Below are 21,078 nucleotides of genomic sequence, written 5' to 3'. Positions count from 1 at the left end.
AGGGCTGGCTTTAGCTGCGTAGGGAGTTGCGATGGATACAGAATTAGCTAGGACCTTTTTAACGGTAGTTGCGGCGGGTAACTTTAGCCTTGCTTCATCGCGTCTTTTTATTACCCAGTCCACGGTAAGTGCAAGAATTGCCACTTTAGAGTCCCAGTTAGGCTGTCGCTTATTCGTGCGCAACAAATCTGGCACCAAGCTAACAGCAGCCGGTTATCGATTTCAGATATACGCTAACACCCTGGTCCGCACTGTAGAGCGTGCGCGGCAGGATATAGGCGTGGTGCGAGGTTTTCGCAGCTCGATAACGATCGGTGGCCGCTTCGGCCTGTGGGAGGAGCTTTTGTTGCCCTGTTTGCCACAGATACGCGAGGCGGTTGGCAATGTCGCTATTCGGGCAGAAATCGGCTTTGAAGATGACCTAATGCAAGGCCTGGTTGAGGCGCGCACGGATATTGGCGTGATGTACACTCCGCAGCGGCGCCCAGGCATGCTGGTCGAGCCTTTATTTGAAGAGCATTTAGTGTATGTTTCTTCCACGCCAGATAGCGTAGTGCTACCGGAAAATGACTACGTCTATGTGGATTGGGGGCCAGAGTTTGCCAACCAGCATAACGCTGCTTTTCCGGAGTTTAATGGTGCGGCAATCGCCGCTAATACGGGCTGGATTGGGTTGCAGCATATCCTGTCCCACTGCGGTGCTGGCTTCTTCCCGCTACGCCTAGTTAAAGAGGAGTTAGCAAGAGGGCAATTACACCGGCATCAAGAGCTGCCTGAATTTGTGCTACCTACCTATCTCGTCTACCACGACGAAGCAGACCCCGACACCGTCGGTCTGGCAGTTGCAGTGCTGCGCGATGCGGCTGCTGCGATCATGGCTCGTGCTTAGCGGCTAGCCATTAATGAGTACTTGCGCCTTAAAGTGCGCTGACTTCTTTACAGGCACAAAAAAGCCGAACTCTAGGTTCGGCTTTTTATTTAATTGGTGCCCAGGAGAGGACTTGAACCTCCACGCCCTTGCGAGCACTAGCACCTGAAGCTAGCGTGTCTACCAATTTCACCACCTGGGCAAGACGAATGTGGCAGGGCCAACATCCGAGGGCGCGCACTTTACTTTTACCGAGCAGCTTTGTCAATCCTCGCGTATACTACGCCCAGTAAAAATATTAACGCTAATGCGAAATAAAGGAATACCCTCTCTAATATGAGTAAAAAAGGCAGGCATGCCGATCCTCATGCCGAGCGCGAAGCACAGCGCTACGATAACCCCATTCCCAGCCGTGAAGCCATTCTCGCGCTGCTGTCAGACGCTGACAAACCCCTCAATAGCGGGAAGATTGCCAAGCGTCTTGACCTCCATGAAGACCAAGACCTAGACGCCCTGCGTAAGCGCCTGCGCGCTATGGAGCGCGACGGCCAGTTGATGCTAAACCGGCGTGGCGACTACGGCTTAGTCGATAAGCTTAACTTGTTGCACTGCCGAGTGCAGGGCCATCGAGATGGCTATGGCTTTGCCATACCACTTGCTGATGGCGAAGATGTTTACCTCAGTGCCCGTCAAATGCAGTTTGTATTTGACGGAGATGAAGTGCTGGTTTTAATCACCGGCCTTGATCGCCGCGGCCGCGCTGAGGGCAAGGTAGTAGAAGTACTCAACCGCGGTAATCGCAGTGTGGTGGGTCGCTATCAGGAAGAAGGTGGCATTGGCTTTGTGGTGCCTGATAATGCCCGCATCCAAAATCACATTTTGATTCCGCCGGCTCAGAAGAGCAGCGCTCAGTCGGGCCAAATTGTGACCGCTAAAATCACCGATTATCCAACCCGCTACCACACCGCTAAGGGCACTATTATTGAGGTGCTAGGTGAGCATATGGATCCGGGAATGGAGATCGATGTTGCGATTCGCTCACACAACATTCCCCATGAATGGCCAGAAGAGGTGCAGCGTGAAGCCGCTGCGCTCGAACAGGAGCCGCGGGAAGAAGATAAGCTCAATCGGGTCGACCTGCGTGATAAGCCCTTTGTCACCATAGATGGTGAAGACGCCCGCGACTTTGACGATGCAGTGTATTGCGAAAAGCGCTTAGGCGGTTGGCGTCTATGGGTCGCTATTGCCGATGTGTCGCACTATGTCAGGCCGGGCTCCGCTTTAGATGCTGAGGCGGCTCTGCGGGGCAACTCAGTCTATTTCCCTGAGCGGGTGATCCCGATGCTGCCGGAGGCGCTGTCTAATGGGCTCTGCTCTCTTATGCCTGGTGTCGATCGCCTGGCGATGGTCTGCGAGATGGAGCTCAGCCGCAGCGGCAACTTAGTGCGCTATCGCTTCTTTGAAGCCATTATTCACTCACATGCCCGCCTGACCTACAACCAAGTGGCTGCCGCCATTGAAGACGGTGAGCACGAGGACATCGCTCCGGCGATTGTGTCTGATCTGCAGCGCTTGCAAAAGCTGTATACGGTGCTGCGCGGCGCGCGCGATAAGCGCGGTGCGATTGATTTCGATACCGTGGAAACGCGTATTATCTTTAATGAGCAGCGCAAGATCGAAGCAATTGTGCCGGTGAAGCGCAATGATGCGCACAAGCTGATTGAAGAGTGCATGCTCTGCGCTAACGTAGCTGCTGCACGCTTTTTTGAAGAGCAAAAAATACCGATGGTATTCCGAGTGCATGAAGGGCCCTCGGGAGAGAAGCTCGAGAATCTGCGCGGCTTTTTAGGCGAACTGGGTCTCGATCTGCGTGGTGGTGATAAGCCCTCGCCAGAGGATTACCAGACTTTGCTGTCACAGGTGGCTGAGCGCGATGATGCTCCCGTCATTCAGACCATGATGCTGCGATCGCTCAGTCAAGCGCGTTATCGGCCCGATAATGAGGGCCACTTTGGCTTGAATTATGAGGCCTATACGCACTTTACCTCGCCCATTCGTCGCTACGCTGACTTATTAGTGCATCGCGGTATTCGCCATGTGATTCGCTCGAAAATTAAGAGTAAACGAGTGCAGCGAATTCGCGGCGCAGAAGCGATTCCAGCACATAGCATTTTCCCTTACGACGAAGAGTACATGGTCACTCAGGGTGAGCACTGCTCGATGACAGAGCGCCGTGCGGATGATGCAACGCGGGATGTACAGTCTTGGCTCAAGTGTGAGTACCTGCAGGAACGCGTTGGCGACGAGTTCGACGGAGTGATCAGTGCGGTAACTAGCTTTGGCTTATTTGTCGAGCTCTCCGATTTGTACATCGAAGGCCTTGTGCATATCAGTGCTCTTCCCGGTGATTATTACCAATTTGATGCCTCTAAGCAGCGTTTGCTTGGCGAGCGCAGTGGTCGGGTTTTCAAGCTCGGCGGCAAAGTCCGCGTACAGGTAGCTCGAGTTGACCTAGATGACAAAAAGATCGATTTAGAAATGCTCGATACTGGCGCTAAGTCAGGTAAAAAATCAGGCGGCGCTTCATCTAAAAAGCAGCGCTCTAAAGCTAGTAAAGGAAAGGATAAGCAGGCTAAAGCTAAAGACAACACAGCTAAGGCTGAGCAGAAACCCGCAAAGGCCAAGAAAGCTAAGAAGGCTAAGGATGCTTCTGGCGACCAAGATGGGGGGCAGCCTAAGCCTAAAAAGGCCTCGCGACGACAATCGAAAACTGGCCTGCGGCGTCATCACTAAGCCATCCAGTTAAATAGAGCGAATTAGCAATAGCATGCAGTATATCTATGGTATTCATGCGGTCGACGCCTTGTTGCGTCGCAATGCCGCTCAGATTCAGCGGCTGCTGGTCCAGCAGGGGCGCGAGGATAAGCGTGTCGCGGCGCTCTTAGAGTTGGCCCGCAATCAGGGGGTGGCGGTCGATCGCAGCCCGCGCAAGGCATTGGATGCCTTGGTCTCGGGTAGGCATCAGGGCGTTGTCGCTGAGACCTTGGCTCGATCTGCTGGAGCTAGCGGGGATAATGAATGGGAAGAAGCCGCTCTGTTGCGCTTAGTGGATGAAGGGGAGCAAGCTGCCTTTATTCTGGTCCTAGACGGCGTGACTGACCCGCACAACTTAGGCGCCTGTTTGCGCAGTGCTGATGCCGCAGGGGTCTCGGCAGTGGTTGTGCCCAAAGATAAGTCGGCCGACTTGAGTCCCACGGCCCGCAAGGTGGCCTGTGGAGCGGCTGAAGTGGTGCCATTTGTAAAGGTGACCAACATTGCTCGAACCCTGGCGGCATTAAAGGAGCGCGGTGTGTGGCTCTTTGGGGCTGCGGGCGAGGCTGAAACATCGCTCTATGAGGCCGACTTGCGAGGCCCCATTGCTTTAGTGATGGGCGCTGAAGGCTCTGGCATGCGCCGTTTGACCCGCGAAGCTTGCGATCACTTGGTTCATTTACCAATGGCAGGCTCAGTGAGCAGTTTGAATGTATCGGTGGCGACTGGGATATGTTTGTTTGAAGCGCGCCGCCAGCGCGGGGCTTGAAAATAGCCTTGTAGTTTGCTTCTTTAGCCGCTACACTCCGCGCCTCAAAATTTGCCCGGTGGAATTACCTCCGCCGATCCTCCTTGCTACACCGCACAGTGTTAAATGTGGCGGGTAGCATTAACCCGTAAGGAGCTACAATGCGTCATTACGAAATCGTATTTATGGTCCACCCGGACCAGTCCGAGCAAGTGTCCGGCATGATCGAGCGCTACACCGGTACTATCCAGAAAGATGGTGGCAAGGTTCACCGTCTGGAAGACTGGGGTCGTCGCCAGCTGGCCTACCCAATTAACAAAATCCACAAGGCACACTACGTGCTGATGAACGTGGAAGCGACCAACGATGCAATGGAAGAGCTCACCACTACCTTCCGTTTCAACGATGCTGTGATTCGCAACTTGGTTATTCGCCGCGACGAAGCTGTGACTGATGAGTCATTCATCATGAAGGCTGAGAAAGAGAGCCGTGAGCGCAAGACCCGCTACGAAGAGCGTCAGGCTGCCGATAGTGCAACTAAGCCTGAAGCTAAGAGCGAAGAGTCTGCCGCGGACGACAAAAAAGAGGAAGCGGCCGCCGAATAAGGCGACTTTCTCCCCTAACGAATACTGAGTTAAATAGGAGTAATCACCATGGCACGTTTTTTCCGTCGCCGTAAGTTTTGTCGCTTCACCGCCGAAGGCGTGAAAGAGATCGACTACAAAGATCTGGACACCTTGAAAGCCTATGTGTCTGAAACTGGCAAAATTGTACCTAGCCGTATTACAGGTACTAAAGCTAAGTATCAGCGCCAGCTGTCAACAGCGGTCAAGCGCGCGCGCTTTTTGGCCCTGCTGCCATACACGGATTCGCACCAGTAAGAATCCTATCTTTCGCGTTGCAGCAAGCCCTCGGTGGGCATTCCTTAGAGATCTAATATGAAGGCTCTGGCGGAATTTGTAATGCGCGGACGCTTTCAGGCGCTGCTAGTCACTATGGCCTGCGCTGGAAGCTTGATGTTGTGCTGGCTCAGCGCCGCGGTTGTGGCGCTGGTCACGCTGCGCAAGGGCACTGCGCAAGGCGCTTGGTTGTTGCTTTGGGCAGTATTGCCGGCGGGCGCATTGTTACTGTTTCTCGGTGACAGTGGACCACTGGCTTTATTGTTATCAACTACGGCCTTGGCAGTAGTCTTGCGCAGTACACTGAGTTTGCCCTTTGCGGTGTTAAGCACGGTGCCGCTAGGTGTGCTCTCGGGGCTTGCTCTGCTCTTATTTGGGCAGGGCATGCTGGAGCAGATGGTGGGGTTCTTTGATCAGTTCCTCAGCAGTCTGGAGCAGCAGTTATCTGGAAGTGGTGACAGCGCGGTTGAGTTGTTGCGTCCCACTGCTTTACAGATTGCCGGCATGATGGGAGCGGCGAATGCAATTGTCGCGTTAGCTTGTTTGATGTTAGCGCGCTGGTGGCAGGCGATGCTGTACAACCCGGGTGGCTTTGCTAAAGAGTTCCGGGCGCTGTACTTTCCGCCAGTGGTTGCAGCGGTGTTGAGTGTGGCGGCCTTGGCTCTAGTCGGCCTTGGCATAGAATACAGAAGTTGGGCGGTGATTGTGTTGATCCCGTTCGGTTTCGCCGGCCTCGCGCTAGTACACGCCAGAGTGGCGTGGCGCGGGCAGGGCACAGGATGGTTGCTTGGGTTTTACCTGGCGTGGCTATTCTTTGACCCACTGAAGTTACTTGTGGTTTTCGCCGCCATTGCGGACAGCTGGTTTAAGTTTCGCCAGCGCTGGGTATCCAAGAGTGATGCCCCAAATGACAGCGACGAAGATCAGAACTAAAGATTTTTAACAGTGGGAGGCGACTCCCCGGTAAAAGAGGAAAGTAAGATGGAAGTCATTTTGCTGGAAAACATTGTCAACCTAGGTGGTCTGGGTGACAAGGTTGACGTGAAATCGGGCTACGGCCGTAATTACCTGGTTCCCCAGGGCAAAGCTGTACCTGCCACTGCGAGCAACATTGCTGAGTTTGAAGCCCGTCGTGCAGAGCTTGAAGCCGCTGCAGCTGCTGCCTTGGCAGAAGCTGAAAAGCGTGCTGCAGCGATCAATGCGCTGGAAGCTGTAGTCATTGGCGCCAATGCTGGTGAAGAAGGCAAGCTTTTCGGTTCTATCGGAACTCGCGATATCTCCGATGCGGTCACTGCTGCTGGTTGCGAAATCGACAAGTCTGAAGTGAAGCTGCCAGAAGGCGCGCTGCGTGAGCTGGGCGATTATGAAATCGACATCCAGGTTCACGGCGACGTGATGGCAACTGTTACTATCTCTGTTGTTGCAGAGTAAGACAGAAAGCTGACTAAGTTCTGACCCGCAGATTGCGGGTCAGGGCCTTGAGAACTGATACACCGCTCCTTTGATCGGTGTATTTTTTTGTCTATTTGTTGTTCCGCTTATATCGGCATAGAGGGTGAAGCTTCTGGTCAATGCCGAGCTTTGCTTCTGCTCAGTAAAAAACTGCAGAACATAACAAGCGTGTATAGCAGAGGCTTAGTGCTTACTTAAGCCTGAGTCGCTTGCTGTTTTTATCGAATTCCAGCCTATACTTTTTGAGTGCTGAAGAATTTCGGTTACTCTGTGCAGTCAGTTCTATGAATCGCCGACCCAATGCCTGAAGCAGATTACCTCAGCCACAGCTCCGACGCTCCTTTTCCAGAGGCGGAGCATGACCGAGATTTAGCTCGGATCAAGATGCAACCCCACTCCATTGAGGCCGAGCAATCGGTGCTCGGTGGTTTGTTGCTCGCTAGTGATGCCTGGGATGCCGTAGCTGAGACGGTCAGTGCATCTGACTTTTACCGCCCTGACCACCGTCTTATTTTTCGTCAAATTGCCAAGTTGGCTGATGACGCTGAACCAGTAGACGTCATCACGGTTGCCGATAAGCTGTCAGCCAATGGCGAATTGGATGCTGCCGGTGGCCTGGCCTACCTGGCGGAATTGGCGAGTAATACCCCCAGTGCTTCTAATATCCGTGCCTACGCGCAGGTCGTGCGTGAGCGCGCCAGCCTGCGCAAGTTAATTGAGGCGGCACAGGAGATTGCCGAGAGCGGCTTTAACCCTGAGGGGCGAAATTCCGAAGAGCTGATCGATGAGGCCGAGCGCCTGATTATGCAAATCGCTGAGCAGGGGCCAAAAGCTGGCGGTCCGCGCGAAGTGAACCCGCTATTACAATCTGCACTTGAGCGTATTGATGAGCTGTTTCATTCTGATGGTGATATTACCGGTCTGACTACCGGTTTTACCGACCTCGATGGGATGACCTCCGGTTTGCAGCCTTCGGACTTGGTGATTGTGGCTGGCCGACCCTCGATGGGTAAAACCAGTTTTGCGATGAACCTGGTTGAAAACGCGGTACTTAAACAGAGCAAACCGATCCTTGTGTTCAGCATGGAGATGCCGGCAGAGCAGTTGATCATCAGGATGCTGTCCTCGGTCGGCAAAATTGATCAGACTCGCATCCGCAACGGCAAGTTGGAAGAAGACGACTGGAGCAAATTAGGCCGAGCGGTTAACAAGCTAAAAGATGTTCCTCTCTATATCGATGATACGCCGGCTTTGACTCCCACCGAGTTGCGCAGTCGGGCCCGCCGTGTGGCGCGAGAAAACGGCGGCGAGCTAGGTATGATCATGATCGACTACCTGCAGTTGATGCAGGTGGCTGGCTCCTCCGAGGGGCGCACCGCGGAAATCTCCGAAATTTCTCGTAACCTGAAGGCTATCGCCAAAGAATTTACCTGCCCAGTAGTCGCGCTATCGCAGCTCAACCGCTCGTTGGAGCAGCGGCCTAACAAACGACCGGTCAACTCGGATTTGCGAGAATCAGGTGCGATTGAGCAGGATGCCGACGTGATTATGTTTATCTATCGGGATGAGGTTTACAACGAAGACTCACCAGATAAAGGTGTTGCCGAAATTATTATTGGCAAGCAGCGAAATGGCCCTATTGGTACCTGTCGTTTGGCCTTCGTCGGGCAGTTTACTCGCTTTGAAAACTTGGCTCGCGGGGCATACGAGGACTACTAAAGTGCTTACTTCACTGAGCTGCTGATAGAGCTCGGCAAGCGGGCGCTCTTACAGCCCTGTTTCCTCACGCAATTTCTTCAGGCGCTTTAGTTGCTCTTCGCGAGGGAGTGGCTCAGCTTTGTGCTGCTCCAGCGAGCGGTCTTTTGGAATGCTCAGCGTTTCACCGCGCATAACTCTCTCGCAGTAGCTTTGGTAGTGCTGTTCAAAGACCGGCCGAGTCTGTCGCTCTGGGTGATTGCTAAGAAAGTACCAGCCGCTGTCGCGGCCAGCCCAATAGACCGCAGGGTGCGACCAGCGCTGAGCGGATTTGGGGGAAGGGGCTTGGCAAGCCTCTAGGTAAGCCGCGTTAGTTGAGGGCAGGCCTAGCTCGGCTAGGCCCTCCTGACAGCATTTGTGCATGCGGTGCAGCGTCGGTAAATACTCGCTGTTTTCTATGGCGTGGCGAGCGCCTCGCAGTATCTGCTCCACGGGGTAGTCACGCAGTGAGTCCAGCCACAGTTTTTTAATTTGCTTGAGCTGTTCTGCATCCGGGAAGGCGGCGTAGTACTGGTTGTGGTAGTTGAGGCGAAACAGGGCGAAAACTTGGTTGATAGCTTCAATGTGCGCTTCTGGCAGCGCCCCAGATTTCGCTTCACTTGGCCCAGGAGGTGTCGCTGAGGTCGTCTGCGAGGCTTGTATCCCGCGTGCGACCCGTTGGATTAGATCCCGGCTGTTGTCCGTCATGTTTGCGTCCTACCTGTTGCATCTGGTGCTGTTTGGCCCAGTGAAATTTGACATGTTGCAAAAACTTGCTGTTCCAGGATGTATGGGCCTGGTTGCTATCGCGCCAGTATATGATGAATTCCGCTACCAAGTTACGGGCAAACTGCTCATCAATATGCGACATGCGTAAAATGTCGTAAACATCTGGTCCGGGCTGCCAGTCTTTGCTGATACGGGTCGGCTCGGTGCTGTGCGCGACACTGGAAGTATAGCGAGCCCATTGCACTCGCACATGTTGAATAAAGCGAGTGTTTAACTCTTTTGGTGGGCTACCGCGCTCGCGCCAGTAGAGAATAAACTCTGGAATGGCCTGCTCAATAAAGTCTTGCTCTACGCCACTGCGGATCATGATATCCATAGCGTCCGGGCTGGGGCGCCAATGCTGGTCAAGGGCCGGTGACATACCCTGGCGGAAGGCCTCGGCCTGTTGCTGCTGGTGTCGGCGCCAGGTGGTCGTGACATGCTGGCGGAACTTGTTTTCCCAGGCGTGATTGATTTCCCCGCGCTCGCGCCAGTAAAAGATGAAATCTTCCAGTTGGTCCAGTGCAAACTCTCGCGGTATGTTGTGGTTCAGCGTGAGCAGTTGCAGTAAATCCTCACTCGGACTCCAGTTAGCAGCTAGCTGGGTCGCGCTGCGCGGTCTGGCCGGCGCACTTGGGCTGCTCGGCTGCTGTATTGGCTGCGGAGTGGGGCTGGCAGTACTGCGCTGGGGTTCATTAAGTGCAAATATCAGGCAGTCGGCGCTGTGTAGCGGCGGTGAGGCCACTAGCAGAACACCCTTGTCGACCAGGCTGCGTACAATGCGGTGTAAATCGAGCGCTTCCCAGAAGGGCAGCTGACGTAGCAGGAAGTCGCGCTCCACTGATAGCCAAGCGTAGTCATCGCGCAACTGGGCTTCTCGGTGCTGGAAAAGGCCGTGTAAATACTGCAGCAGGATGGTCTCCTCCAAGCCGATAGTAGCCGCTAGGCCGGGGGAGAAAGCCAGCGCTTGTTCGGGGACCAGTGACGATTCGGACATCCTAATACCAATGACAAAAGCGAGTGAGTAAACGTTCAGTGAAGCTCGGCGCAAGGCCCAAGTCTGTTAGGATACCGAGCTTGCCTCGGGACTTACAGCGGGGCATTTTTATTTTTTCTATTGACAGTGTGAGCAGTGCAATAAATGGCCAAAGTTAAAACCGCTTATGTATGTAACGATTGTGGCTCAGACTACGCTAAGTGGCAGGGCCAGTGCAGTGATTGTGGCGCTTGGAACACGCTCTCTGAGATTCGCCTAGGGCCCGCGCGCAGCACTAAAGCCGCCAGTGGCGGCGGTAGACGCAGTGGTTTTGCCGGTGCGCTGGCGCAGGCGCGAGTGCTAGAGGAAATTGATTTGGCGGACCTACCGCGCTTCTCTAGCGGCGCTGAGGAGTTTGATCGAGTGCTGGGCGGTGGTCTGGTGCCTGGCTCGGCGATTTTGGTGGGCGGCAATCCCGGTGCGGGCAAGAGTACCTTACTGCTGCAGACGATGTGCCATCTGGCGAAGAGCATGGAAGCGCTGTACGTCACCGGTGAGGAGTCCCTGCAGCAGGTGGCAATGCGAGCGCAGCGTTTGGGCTTACCTACCGATAAGTTGCGCTTGATGTCGGAAACTAGTGTTGAGGCAATTATCGCCGCCGCTGAGCAATATAAGCCCAAGGTGTTGGTCGTAGACTCCATTCAAGTAGCCCATAGTGAGGATATCAGTTCGGCGCCGGGCAGTGTGTCGCAGGTACGTGAATGTGCGGCCTACCTTACCCGCTTTGCCAAGCAGAGCGGCACGGTTTTGTTCTTGGTGGGGCATGTGACTAAGGATGGCTCGCTGGCGGGCCCCAAGGTGCTGGAGCACATGATTGATTGCTCAATACTTCTGGAGGGCAGCCACGATTCGCGTTTCCGCACTTTGCGCGGCCAGAAGAACCGTTTTGGTGCAGTCAATGAGCTGGGTGTATTTGCCATGACCGAGCAGGGCATGCGCGAAGTGAAAAACCCCTCTGCAATATTTTTGGATCGCAGTTCTGAACCGGCTTCAGGCAGTGCGGTGATGGTGGTCTGGGAGGGAACCAGGCCGCTATTAGTGGAGATACAGGCGCTGGTAGACGACAGTCAGCTCGGTAACCCGCGCCGGGTTGCAGTGGGCTTGGAGCAGAACCGTCTCGCCATGCTGCTAGCCGTGTTGCACCGCCATGGCGGCTTGCAGTTAGGCGATCAGGATGTGTTTGCCAATGTAGTGGGTGGGGTCAAGGTCTTGGAAACCAGTGCCGATATGGCCCTGTTGCTCGCTATCGTATCGAGCTACCGCGATCGCCCGCTGCCGCGGGATATGGTGATTTTTGGTGAGGTGGGCTTGTCGGGGGAAATACGACCGGTGCCCAGCGGTCAAGAGCGCTTGTCGGAGGCCGCCAAGCACGGCTTTGGACGTGCTATTGTGCCTAAGGCCAACGCGCCGCGCAGCCCGATAAAAGGTATGCAAGTCATTGCGGTAACACGGCTGGAGGAGGCCCTAGCGGCGATTGATTAGCAGTCACCTAGCGCGTTTGCAGGCCAAGCGTATTATAGTGGTGGCAGGCTCCTCTTTTGCCGATTTGCTAGCGGATAAGCGCGCCTTTTTGCTGGCCAGTAGTCCCACCCAATTAAACAGTGAAATTTAGTTGCTTGTGTATTGAGGTTGATACTGAAACAATCGTGATCAGACCGAGATAAAAAAGGCGGAGGCAGAAGGCCTCCCAACAATAAAATACTGAGGTTGTAGGGGAGAGGCCGTGTCTGATCGGTATCATCTTGCCATTGTCGGAGCGGGACCTGCTGGCCTGAGTGCTGCTGGGCGTGCGGCCTACTATGACGCTGTAAATGGCGCCACCACTCCGAGCTATGTCTTGCTCGAGGGCTTCTCCACTTTTGCTAAAACTATCCAGAAGTACCAGAAAGGCAAGCACGTCATGGACGAGCCTGGCTTTTTGGACCTGCGCAGTGAGCTGGGCTTTACTGCCGGTAAGCGCGAACAAATTTTGGCTAGTTGGCAGCAGTCCTTGGAGGCGGGGATCAATATTCGCTACGACAGTGAAGTGGTGGCGATTGACGGAGAGAAGGGCAGTTTTCGCCTAGGGCTACAAAGTGGTGATGTCATTGAAGCCGAGCACATTGTGTTTTCAATTGGCACCCAAGGTAACCCCAGGGCTTTAGGTGTTAGCGGAGATGCCGAGTCTGATTTTGTTCGCTACACCTTAGATGATCCCGCGGATTTCAAAGATGAAACGATAATCGTTGTCGGCGCCGGCGATGCGGCCATCGAGAACGCCATCGCTCTGTCAGACTACAACAAAGTTTTTATTATCAACCGCCGCAACGAATTTAGCCGTGCCAAAGATGGCAACTTGAATGCTGTTTTAGCGGCAATCAATGATAAAAATCGCGGCTTTTATTGTCGCTATGAGAGTAGCGTGGCAGGACTGGAGTTACCCGCATGCTCAGGCCAGCTCGGCGCACTGATTCTCAATACGCCTTCCGGGGAAGAGCGTATCGAGTGCCACCGTATTATTGCCCGCTTGGGTACTGTGCCGCCGCGTAAGTTTGTTGAATCATGCAGCATTGAAATCAGCAGCCCCAGCATGGAAGCGGTGCCCGATGTCGATCGTCATTACCAGAGTAATGTGCCAGGGCTGTATATTATTGGCGCACTAGCTGGGTACCCGCTAATTAAGCAAGCCATGAACCAGGGCTATGATGTCATTGAGTTCATTCATGGTAAAAACACTAAACCGGCAGATTACCCCTTATTACAAGGGCAGTTCTCTGGGCTGCCTTATGTGATGGATGCCGAGGACGTGCTGGATCTTTACCAGCAGCGGGTGCCGATGTTCCGTCGGATGAACCCCTTGGCCTTCCGCGAGCTCATTATCGAGAGCCGAATTATAGTCAGCTTGCCCCCATCTGAGCTGGCGCAGGCAGCGCCTAGTGGCGATCACTCCACGCATTTTGTTGCCGCCGGTGAGCCGCTTTACCGACACGGCGAATTCAGTACTAGTTTCTACACCTTGGTGGAGGGCGAAGTACAGTTACAGCTAGAGCAAGATGGCCCCTGGCATACCATCAAGCCGGGACAGTTTTTTGGTGAGATGAGTTTGATCTCCGGTCGCCCGCGTCAGGGCGATGCTGTGGTGTCGCAGGACAGTATTCTGATTGAGACGCCGCGCCGCATTATGGTCAAGTTGATGAACTCCAACGAAGAGGTGCGCAGCGGGATTGACCGAGTCTTTGTGATGCGCGCACTACAGGCTGCTTTCCGCCCGCAGCTATCACTAGATGAGTTGGCTGCCATTGCTGGGCGTGTTGAAACCTGCCAATTCAAAGCCGGTGAGGTCTTGTTTAGCGAAGGCGAAGAGGGCGAATGCTTGCACCTAATTCGCAGCGGCACCGTGATGTTAACGCGCGGTGGGGCCAATATGGTCGTGGCGCAAAGCCACTCTGGCGAGTTGGTCGGTCAGCTGGCTTTAATGGGTACGCCCAAGCGTGCTGACAGCGCTACAGCAGCGGTGCGTACGGAAACAGTATTGCTTCGCCGGCCCGAATTCCTAACACTGGTTAACAGCCAGCCAGAGCATGTGGCGACCCTGCAGAGTAGGCTCAGTGATACCCTACAAAAGTCCAATGCCATGGCTTCTCAGCCACAGGCCGCCCGTGCCATAGGCTTTTTGATGGCAGAGGGCTTGGGTGAAGCCACTAATGCACTGGTGATCGATGAAACACTCTGTGTGGGCTGTGACAACTGCGAGCGTGCCTGCGCTGAAACCCACAATGGTATTTCCCGCCTGAATCGTCAAAGCGGTGCCTCGATGGCTGGCTTACATGTCCCGGTGTCCTGCCGTCACTGTGAACTGCCGCATTGCATGAAAGACTGCCCACCCGATGCCATTCGGCGCACGGCCAATGGTGAAGTCTTTATCAGCGATAGCTGCATCGGCTGTGGCAACTGTGAAACCAATTGTCCCTACGGTGCCATTAAGCTCAGTTATCAAGCGCCTAAGAAACCAGGCCTACTGTCTTGGCTGCTATTTGGCCTGGGCAGTGGTCCGGGCGAGCCCGAGCACTTCAAGCCCAGTGCGGCGGCTCAAGATGCGGGTAAAAAAGCAGTGAAATGTGATGCCTGCATGGGTCGAAGCGGCGGACCCGCCTGTGTCCAGGCTTGTCCCACAGGGGCTGCCCTGCGCCTGTCTCCGAATCAGTTTGCTCAGCTTGTGGAGGGGCGTTAATGCATATTAATTTGTTGGCATGGCGCGGCTACCGCTATGGCAAGTTGGCCTTGATATTGGGGCTGTTATCAATAGTGCTCTATGCCAGCCAGGGGGGTGATGCAGCGCAGCCGCCTAATGGTGGCACATGGCAAGGCTATGTACTGGGTACAGTTGGTGCACTGTTAATCCTCTGGCTCAGTGTGCTGGGGATTCGCAAGCGCCGCTATAACTCCAACCTAGGCACGGTACAGGGCTGGACTTCGGCCCATGTCTACCTCGGTGGGGTGTTGTTATTAGTGGCCACTTTGCACAGCGCCGCCCAGCTTGGCTGGAACGTCCACACACTCGCTTACGCTCTGATGTGTATGGTGATTGTGTCGGGATTTTATGGACTCTATGTCTACTTGCATGTTCCTGGCCGGCTGGCAGGCAATAACGCCGGTAAGGATCGCGAGGCTTGGCTGGAAGAGCTGGCGGCATTGGATGAGCACATTCGTGAAGTGGTCGAAAGCTGTGATGCCGAACTACAAAGTATGGCGCTCAGTGCTTTGGAGTTGAGTCGGCTTGGGGGCTCCCTAACACAGCAATTAAGTGCGCGAGATCACTCGCGAATTTTACTGCCTAACCAGAGCAAAGCGGTCTCTAATGCAGAGCAGGCAGTGATGATTCATAGCCTGTCCCAACGCATTCCTAAGGCGCGCAAACAATCTGAAGCTGCGGTGCTCAATCAGCTGCTGGCCCTGTTTGGGCGGCGTCAGGTGATTCTTAACTTATTGCGTCGTGATATACAGCTGCGTGGCTTTCTTAAGATCTGGTTGCTGCTGCACATTCCACTCACCATTGCCCTGCTAGTGGCGCTGGTGATTCATATTTTCACTGTATTTATTTACTGGTAGCGCCGTGTATTTTCTGGTCCGTAAAAAAACTGGCCGCGGCAGCGGTGAAGCACTAGAGGCCGAGTATCAGGGAACAGAACTGACCCTCGGTAGTGATGACAGTGCCATGGTCCAGATGCCGGGATTGGCCGGTGTTTTACAGTTCAAGCCTAGCAGCGCTGGGGCTCAAGTTTCAGCCAGCAAGTTGGAGTTCGAGCTAGAGGGAAAAAGTCAGCGTAAAGCGGAGTTAGCTCTGGGGCAGACGCTCAGCGTCGCGGGCTATGAACTATCGCTTTTTAAGCCGCCGGCAGGTTTTGTATTAGGCCTACAAGTACATCGTAGCGCTCCCCTTAAAGCCAGTTTTGCTACAGCACTTGATCTATCGGAGTCGGCTTGGAGCGTGCGCCGCTTGAGCTGGATTTTGGCACTGTTAATTTTGTCTCTGGGCCTGATTATTCCTTTGACCGGCGTTGTTAAGCCGGAGCTTGCGCAGACCCTGCGGACTCACCCACTGCCTGACGATAGCCTGTGGTCAACGGGACCGCTGGACGCCGCTCACGACACCAGTGGCATAGCCAAAGATTGCCAGGCCTGTCACAGCAAGCCCTTTGTGATGGTGGAAGACGCAGCCTGCCTAGACTGTCACCGCCCGATAACTGAGCATGTGGATGTGGCAGTGCACCCCGCAGAGGCCTTTGTTGGCGAGCGCTGTGCTAGCTGTCACCGTGAGCACAATGAACCCCAGCGGCTAGTGCGAAGTGATAATAAGCTCTGTGTTGACTGCCACGCAGATAACGCTCAATGGCCAGAGGCCAAACAAATGGAGGCGGTGACAGCCTTTAGCGCTGACCAGCACCCAGACTTCAAGCTCAGTTTGCTTAGTCCTAAAGGCAAAGGGGCAGCACACGGCTGGGAAGTCGAGCGGGTCCGTCGCGGTAGTGCTGAGCTAGAGGAGCGCTCAAATCTTAAGTTCAGCCATGAAGTCCACCTCGATCACGATAAGGTGCAGAGCGAGAGCACCGGCGAGGCCTTGAACTGTGCTTCTTGTCACAGCCTCAAAGACGATCGACAGCACTTTGAGCCGATCAGCATGGATAAGCACTGTCGCAGTTGCCACAGCCTGAGCTTTGATATGTATGAGCCGGAACTGGAATTACCTCACGGGGATTTGCGCGCTGCCATTGTGGCAATGGAGTCACACTTTATTCGTGAATTTACCGACCCAGCGCTGCGCCAAGAGCGCTCTGAGAAAAAACCGCGGCGAGTGCCCGGTAAGCGTGAGGCGGCAGCGAGTTGTGAGGGCAGTGGCTTAGATTGTGGTCGCGCTGAAGCCTTGAAGGAAGCGGAGTATCAATTTGCACAGACTGGCTGCATCACTTGTCACGAAGTGCTCGAAACCGGTTTACAGGATATTTCTGATCGCTGGTATGTGCAGCCGATCCGCATTAGCGGTGATTGGTATCCGAAAAGTCGCTTCGACCACAAGAGCCATTTAAGTATTGCTTGGTCCGAGTCGAGCGAAGTGTGTGAGGCCTGTCACGATGCCTCCCAGTCGAAGCTGGCCACCGATATTTTAATACCAGGGCAGGATAACTGCTTGGAGTGTCATGATCAGGGCCGAGCTGTGAGTACCGATGTGGGTTGCGTCAGCTGTCACGCTTTCCATCAGCGCGACAGTAGTTTGTCTATTGAAGCCCGAGGCTTGCTAGATAAACAGCATCCAGCAGCCAATAAGCAGGGAGAGTAAGTTGATGAACTGGCGAATAATTGGCCTCTGTAGCGCATTGCTGCTCGTCGCCTGTGGCGGAGGGAGTGGCAGTGGTAATAGCGAGGGTAGCTCAGGTGATAAAGACCCGAGCAATAAACCCTGTGTCGGTCAGTGCGCAGATGATGCTAGGCGCTTGACCATCACCGATGTTGAGCAGATTCTAGCGCAGGCCATTGCCCAGTCACGGGCCATGGGTGAAGAGGCCACCATTGCCGTTGTCGACCGAGTGGGTAATGTGCTGGCAGTTCATCGCATGGCCGCCAGCGCTGCCGAAGTGGCCATCAGCACGACCTTCCCCACCACAGTGACTACCGGCCTAGAAGGCGTGGTGTTGCCGGCTGGATTAGATGGCGATGCACTAGCGGCGATTGCCAAGGCTGTGACAGCTGCTTATTTATCCAGTGAGGGCAACGCTTTTTCTACCCGTACCGCCAACCAAATCGTGCAGGAGCACTTCAATCCCGGGGAGAAAAATCAGCCCGGCGGGCCATTGTTTGGCGTGCAGTTTAGTCAGTTTGCCTGCTCTGATTTCACACTTTCTCCCTATGGTGTCACTCGAGAGGGCACAACAACAGCCAACTTAGGTCCCCTACCGGCCAAGGCAATGCCCGGCCCGCAGCGCTCGCCCTTAGGTCTCGCTGCTGACCCCGGCGGATTTCCCTTATATAAAAACGGCACCGCGGTGGGCGGTGTCGGTGTGATCGCCGATGGACGCTACAGCATCGATCAAGATGTCTTTGATATCGACCGAGATGTGGATGAGTTGATCGCTTTTGCTGCCAGCTTTGGCTTTGCCGCGCCCCTCGATCGCCGCGCTGAGCGGATTACAGTTGAGGGTAAGTCTTTTCGTTTTAGTGATGTCGACTTTGCTGACTTGGCTGAGGATCCAGCCCAAGCGCCGGCGTATGACAGTCTTGTCAACGCGGGCTCATTAGTTGCGGTAAAGGGCTATAGCCGCGCCAATATCATTGCCGGCACTGCATTTGGCAGCCCCGAGTCTGGCATTCGGCCCGCGGATGGCTACGCAGAGCTCGATGCTTTTATATTTGTTGATGCCAACAATCAAAATCGCTATCCGCTGCGCGCTGGCAGTGATGCTGCACTGTTAGCAGTGGATGCCCTCAGCGCTAATGAAGTGCAGCAGTTGCTGCAATCTGCCATCACCGTTGCTAACCGCAGCCGCGCACAAATTCGTCGTCCCTTGGGCAGTCAGGCGCGAGTGACAGTATCCGTGGTGGATAGCCAAGGCGTCATATTAGGTATGCTGCGCACCCGTGATGCCCCTGTCTTTGGTGCCGATGTGTCACTGCAAAAGGCGCGGACCGCCACTTTATTCTCCTCTCGTGACGCCGCTGATTTCTTGCGCAGTATTAGCACGCCAACTGTCTACGTAGATTCGCAGTTGAGCCCCAAAGCACAGGTACTCATTCCCGATTATGTTGAGGCGGCGCAAAGCTTTATTGGTCCCCAAGCGCTGACCGACGGTATCGCCTTTTCCGATCGCGCCGGTGGCAATTTATCGCGGCCTTTCTACCCCGATGGTATTCGCGGCAATAGGCACGGCCCTTTCAGTAAGTCTTTCGACAATAACGAGTGGAGCGTGTTTTCCACCGGCCTACAGTTGGACCTTTCACTCAATAAAGTGCTGCAACACCTGTTGTTTACACTCGGGGCCATTGATGAAGATGTCGGCCCTAACTGTGTTGAGTCGACGGTACCACGCCTAGCGAATGGCAGTCAGATTTTCCCTGGCAGTGTGCCGATTTATCGCGGCGATACTTTAGTGGGCGGCATCGGGGTATCCGGTGACGGTATTGAACAGGACGATATGATTTCTTTCCTTGGGTTACATGAGGCGGGATTAGCACTCGGGGGCAGCATTAATAATGCGCCACCGGAGATGCGAGCTGACCGGCTGGAGCCTGCAGGTCAACGCTTGCGCTATATACAGTGCCCGCAAACACCCTACCTTGATAGCGACGAACAGTTCGTTTGCGCGGGGAAATAATGCCATGGATGCCAGCAGTCTAAGCTCAAAGCACTTGCCACTTAGTCAGTTCGCAGTAGGCCTGATGCCGTCACTGGTATTAGCGCTGGCCGCCGGCCTGATATTCATTCCGCAACAATCCGCGGCTCAAAGTAGCGAAGAGCCTGTGATCGCTTGTGACGACAAAGATGTGCGCGACCGCAGTCGCAGTACCCGTCGCCGCGCTGCTGGCTCTAACCGGGATTGTGAATACCGAGAGACGGTTGTTGATGAGGATAGCGCTGAGGTCATGCGAGAGCGGCCAGTGGCGCTGCATCGTACGGTTTTGCCGCGACACTACTCAGGCATCCCTCGGCCAGGCATTGAACGGTTTGAGGCTTTGGTAGCAGTTCCCGATCGCTGGCGCATAGTCGATAGCCTAGGCTATGAAAGTAATTGGTACGACCCTTATAACCGCAACACCTTAAAAGGCGATAAGCCAATTCACGGCGAGTGGTTTTTTAATGTCACAGCAATTTCTGACTCTGTAATAGAGCTGCGTGAGCTGCCCACTCCGGTCGGCATGCAGTCAACGGATAGTGCGGGTTCATTGGACATACTTGGCGGCAGCGAGCAGGCACTGTTCAATCAAAACTTGGCGGTGGAGTTGGTGTATTACAAGGGTGACACCGTATTTCGCCCACCGGACTGGGAGTTCCGCTTTACCCCAGTGTTTAACTACAACTATAGCGAAGTGGAAGAGCTCAATGGCATCAATGCCAAGCCCGGTGATGGCACTACCCGCCACGATAATCACCTGGGTATACAAGCGGCCTTTGTCGATAAGCACTTGCGCAACGTCAGTGATCGCTATGATTTCGACAGTCTGCGCATTGGTATTCAGCCCTTTTCTAGCGACTTTAGGGGTTTTCTTTTCCAGGACTCGCCTTTCGGGGTAAGGCTCTTTGGTACCCGTGACAACAACCGCTTCCAGTACAACTTGGGCTGGTTCCGCCGCATGGAAAAAGACACCAACAGTGGTCTCAATGATGTTGGCCAAGACTTGCGTGACGATGATGTATGGCTTGCCAATTTGTATTGGCAGGATCAGCCAACACTGGGTTTTTTTTCGCAGCTGACAGCCATTTATAACCGCAATCGCGAGGGCGATGAGCTGTTTTTCGACAGCAATGATTTCATCCAGCGCCCAGCCTCCCTAGGGCAGGAGCGGAAGCGCGATTACGATGTCTATTACTTGGGTTATAACGGCGATGGACACTTTGGGCGGCTCAATCTGAGCGTGTCAGCTTATGCCGCCTTTGGTGAAGAGAAAGGCAGTGTCTTTAGCGCTAAAGACTCTGATATTGAAGCTTTCTTCTTTGCCGCCGAGCCCTCTATGGACTTTGATTGGATTCGGGCTCGACTGTCCTTCCTCTACGCCAGTGGCGACGATGATCCCTTCGACGATAAAAGTCAGGGTTTTGATGCTATTTTCGAGAACCCACAATTTGCCGGCGCCGATACCAGTTATTGGATTCGCCAGGGCGTGCCGCTGATTGGCGGTGGCCGTGTGGCACTGTCTCAGCGCAATGGGCTGCTCCCTTCTTTGGAGTCATCCAAAGAGCATGGACAGTCTAATTTCACCAACCCCGGTCTATTTCTAGCCGGTGGGGGTGTTGATTTTGACCTGCTGCCTGAATTGCGTCTGTCTTTTAATGCCAACTACCTCGCCTTTGCTAAAACCGAGGTTTTAGAGGTGGCCCGTGCTCAGGCCAATATCGATAAAGAGATTGGCCTCGACCTCTCCGCTGCCTTGATCTGGCGGCCATTTATGAGCCAGAACGTGGTAGCGCGTTTGTCTTATGCGCAACTATTCGCCGGAGACGGCTTTAAAGAGCTGTATGGTGACGACGACCCTTACTCCTTGCTTCTTAACGTGATACTGACCTTTTAAAGGGGCT

The 21,078-nt window shown here is 54.3% G+C and carries 17 protein-coding genes and 1 tRNA gene; 15 read left to right on the top strand and 3 right to left on the bottom strand.

All coding sequences use genetic code 11. The annotated features are described in order from the left end of the window. Positions 1–31: 31 nt before the first annotated feature. Complete coding sequence (locus H2508_RS00455) at positions 32–889, top strand: LysR family transcriptional regulator (protein WP_182168448.1); 858 nt, start codon at positions 32–34, stop codon at positions 887–889. A gap of 94 nt (positions 890–983) precedes the next feature. Here the strand turns inward: H2508_RS00455 and H2508_RS00450 are convergent. Beyond that, positions 984–1,070, bottom strand: a tRNA-Leu gene (locus tag H2508_RS00450). 134 nt (positions 1,071–1,204) lie between these two features. Between H2508_RS00450 and rnr the strand changes: the two genes are divergently transcribed. The 7 genes from rnr to dnaB all read left to right on the top strand — a co-directional run bounded on the left by rnr (position 1,205) and on the right by dnaB (position 8,497). Continuing rightward, positions 1,205–3,661 carry a ribonuclease R gene (rnr, locus tag H2508_RS00445; RefSeq protein WP_182168447.1) on the top strand — a complete coding sequence of 819 codons (2,457 nt, stop codon included), beginning with the start codon at positions 1,205–1,207 and terminating at the stop codon, positions 3,659–3,661. Between the two features lie 34 nt (positions 3,662–3,695). Then, positions 3,696–4,448: a 23S rRNA (guanosine(2251)-2'-O)-methyltransferase RlmB gene (gene rlmB / locus H2508_RS00440; RefSeq protein ID WP_182168446.1), complete on the top strand. Its 753-nt coding sequence runs from the start codon at positions 3,696–3,698 to the stop codon at positions 4,446–4,448. 140 nt (positions 4,449–4,588) lie between these two features. After that, positions 4,589–5,032 (top strand): 30S ribosomal protein S6, encoded by a 444-nt coding sequence (rpsF, locus tag H2508_RS00435; protein ID WP_182168445.1) that lies wholly within the window; start codon positions 4,589–4,591, stop codon positions 5,030–5,032. A gap of 48 nt (positions 5,033–5,080) precedes the next feature. Beyond that, on the top strand, positions 5,081–5,308 hold the full coding sequence (rpsR, locus tag H2508_RS00430) for a 30S ribosomal protein S18 (protein WP_182168444.1): 228 nt from the start codon (positions 5,081–5,083) through the stop codon (positions 5,306–5,308). Between the two features lie 81 nt (positions 5,309–5,389). After that, positions 5,390–6,259: a hypothetical protein gene (locus tag H2508_RS00425; protein WP_235964634.1), complete on the top strand. Its 870-nt coding sequence runs from the start codon at positions 5,390–5,392 to the stop codon at positions 6,257–6,259. A gap of 48 nt (positions 6,260–6,307) precedes the next feature. Continuing rightward, positions 6,308–6,757 (top strand): 50S ribosomal protein L9, encoded by a 450-nt coding sequence (gene rplI / locus H2508_RS00420; RefSeq protein WP_182168442.1) that lies wholly within the window; start codon positions 6,308–6,310, stop codon positions 6,755–6,757. A 321-nt stretch (positions 6,758–7,078) separates the two neighbouring features. Beyond that, positions 7,079–8,497 (top strand): replicative DNA helicase, encoded by a 1,419-nt coding sequence (gene dnaB / locus H2508_RS00415; RefSeq protein WP_182168441.1) that lies wholly within the window; start codon positions 7,079–7,081, stop codon positions 8,495–8,497. Between the two features lie 48 nt (positions 8,498–8,545). Here dnaB and H2508_RS00410 read toward each other — a convergent pair whose 3' ends face one another. Beyond that, positions 8,546–9,220 carry a replication protein P gene (locus tag H2508_RS00410; protein WP_182168440.1) on the bottom strand — a complete coding sequence of 225 codons (675 nt, stop codon included), beginning with the start codon at positions 9,218–9,220 and terminating at the stop codon, positions 8,546–8,548. Beyond that, positions 9,129–10,277, bottom strand: a complete 1,149-nt coding sequence (locus H2508_RS00405) for a DnaT-like ssDNA-binding domain-containing protein (RefSeq protein WP_182168439.1) — start codon at positions 10,275–10,277, stop codon at positions 9,129–9,131. The genes H2508_RS00410 and H2508_RS00405 overlap by 92 nt, the downstream gene beginning before the upstream one ends. Positions 10,278–10,421: 144 nt before the next feature. On the opposite strand from H2508_RS00405, the gene radA reads away from it, so the two are divergent. From radA to H2508_RS00370, 7 genes are all read left to right on the top strand, one after another. Then, positions 10,422–11,798: a DNA repair protein RadA gene (radA, locus tag H2508_RS00400; RefSeq protein ID WP_182168438.1), complete on the top strand. Its 1,377-nt coding sequence runs from the start codon at positions 10,422–10,424 to the stop codon at positions 11,796–11,798. Next, on the top strand, positions 11,791–11,928 hold the full coding sequence (locus H2508_RS00395) for a hypothetical protein (RefSeq protein WP_182168437.1): 138 nt from the start codon (positions 11,791–11,793) through the stop codon (positions 11,926–11,928). The genes radA and H2508_RS00395 overlap by 8 nt, the downstream gene beginning before the upstream one ends. 111 nt (positions 11,929–12,039) lie before the next feature. After that, complete coding sequence (locus H2508_RS15190; RefSeq protein ID WP_182168436.1) at positions 12,040–14,526, top strand: cyclic nucleotide-binding domain-containing protein; 2,487 nt, start codon at positions 12,040–12,042, stop codon at positions 14,524–14,526. Continuing rightward, positions 14,526–15,404 carry a hypothetical protein gene (locus H2508_RS00385; RefSeq protein WP_182168435.1) on the top strand — a complete coding sequence of 293 codons (879 nt, stop codon included), beginning with the start codon at positions 14,526–14,528 and terminating at the stop codon, positions 15,402–15,404. Before H2508_RS15190 ends, H2508_RS00385 begins: the two co-directional genes overlap by 1 nt. A 4-nt stretch (positions 15,405–15,408) precedes the next feature. Further along, positions 15,409–17,130, top strand: a complete 1,722-nt coding sequence (locus tag H2508_RS00380; RefSeq protein WP_182168434.1) for a cytochrome c3 family protein — start codon at positions 15,409–15,411, stop codon at positions 17,128–17,130. Positions 17,131–17,134: 4 nt separating this feature from the next. Further along, positions 17,135–19,159 (top strand): heme-binding protein, encoded by a 2,025-nt coding sequence (locus H2508_RS00375; RefSeq protein WP_182168433.1) that lies wholly within the window; start codon positions 17,135–17,137, stop codon positions 19,157–19,159. Positions 19,160–19,163: 4 nt separating this feature from the next. After that, the gene (locus H2508_RS00370; RefSeq protein WP_182168432.1) at positions 19,164–21,071 is read left to right on the top strand and encodes a hypothetical protein; all 1,908 of its coding nucleotides are present in this window, start codon (positions 19,164–19,166) and stop codon (positions 21,069–21,071) included. The last annotated feature ends 7 nt before the right edge of the window (positions 21,072–21,078 follow it).

This window comes from Sediminihaliea albiluteola, assembly GCF_014077625.1.
Taxonomy (GTDB): domain Bacteria; phylum Pseudomonadota; class Gammaproteobacteria; order Pseudomonadales; family Halieaceae; genus Sediminihaliea; species Sediminihaliea albiluteola.
This window is presented reverse-complemented; position numbering and strand designations above follow the sequence as displayed.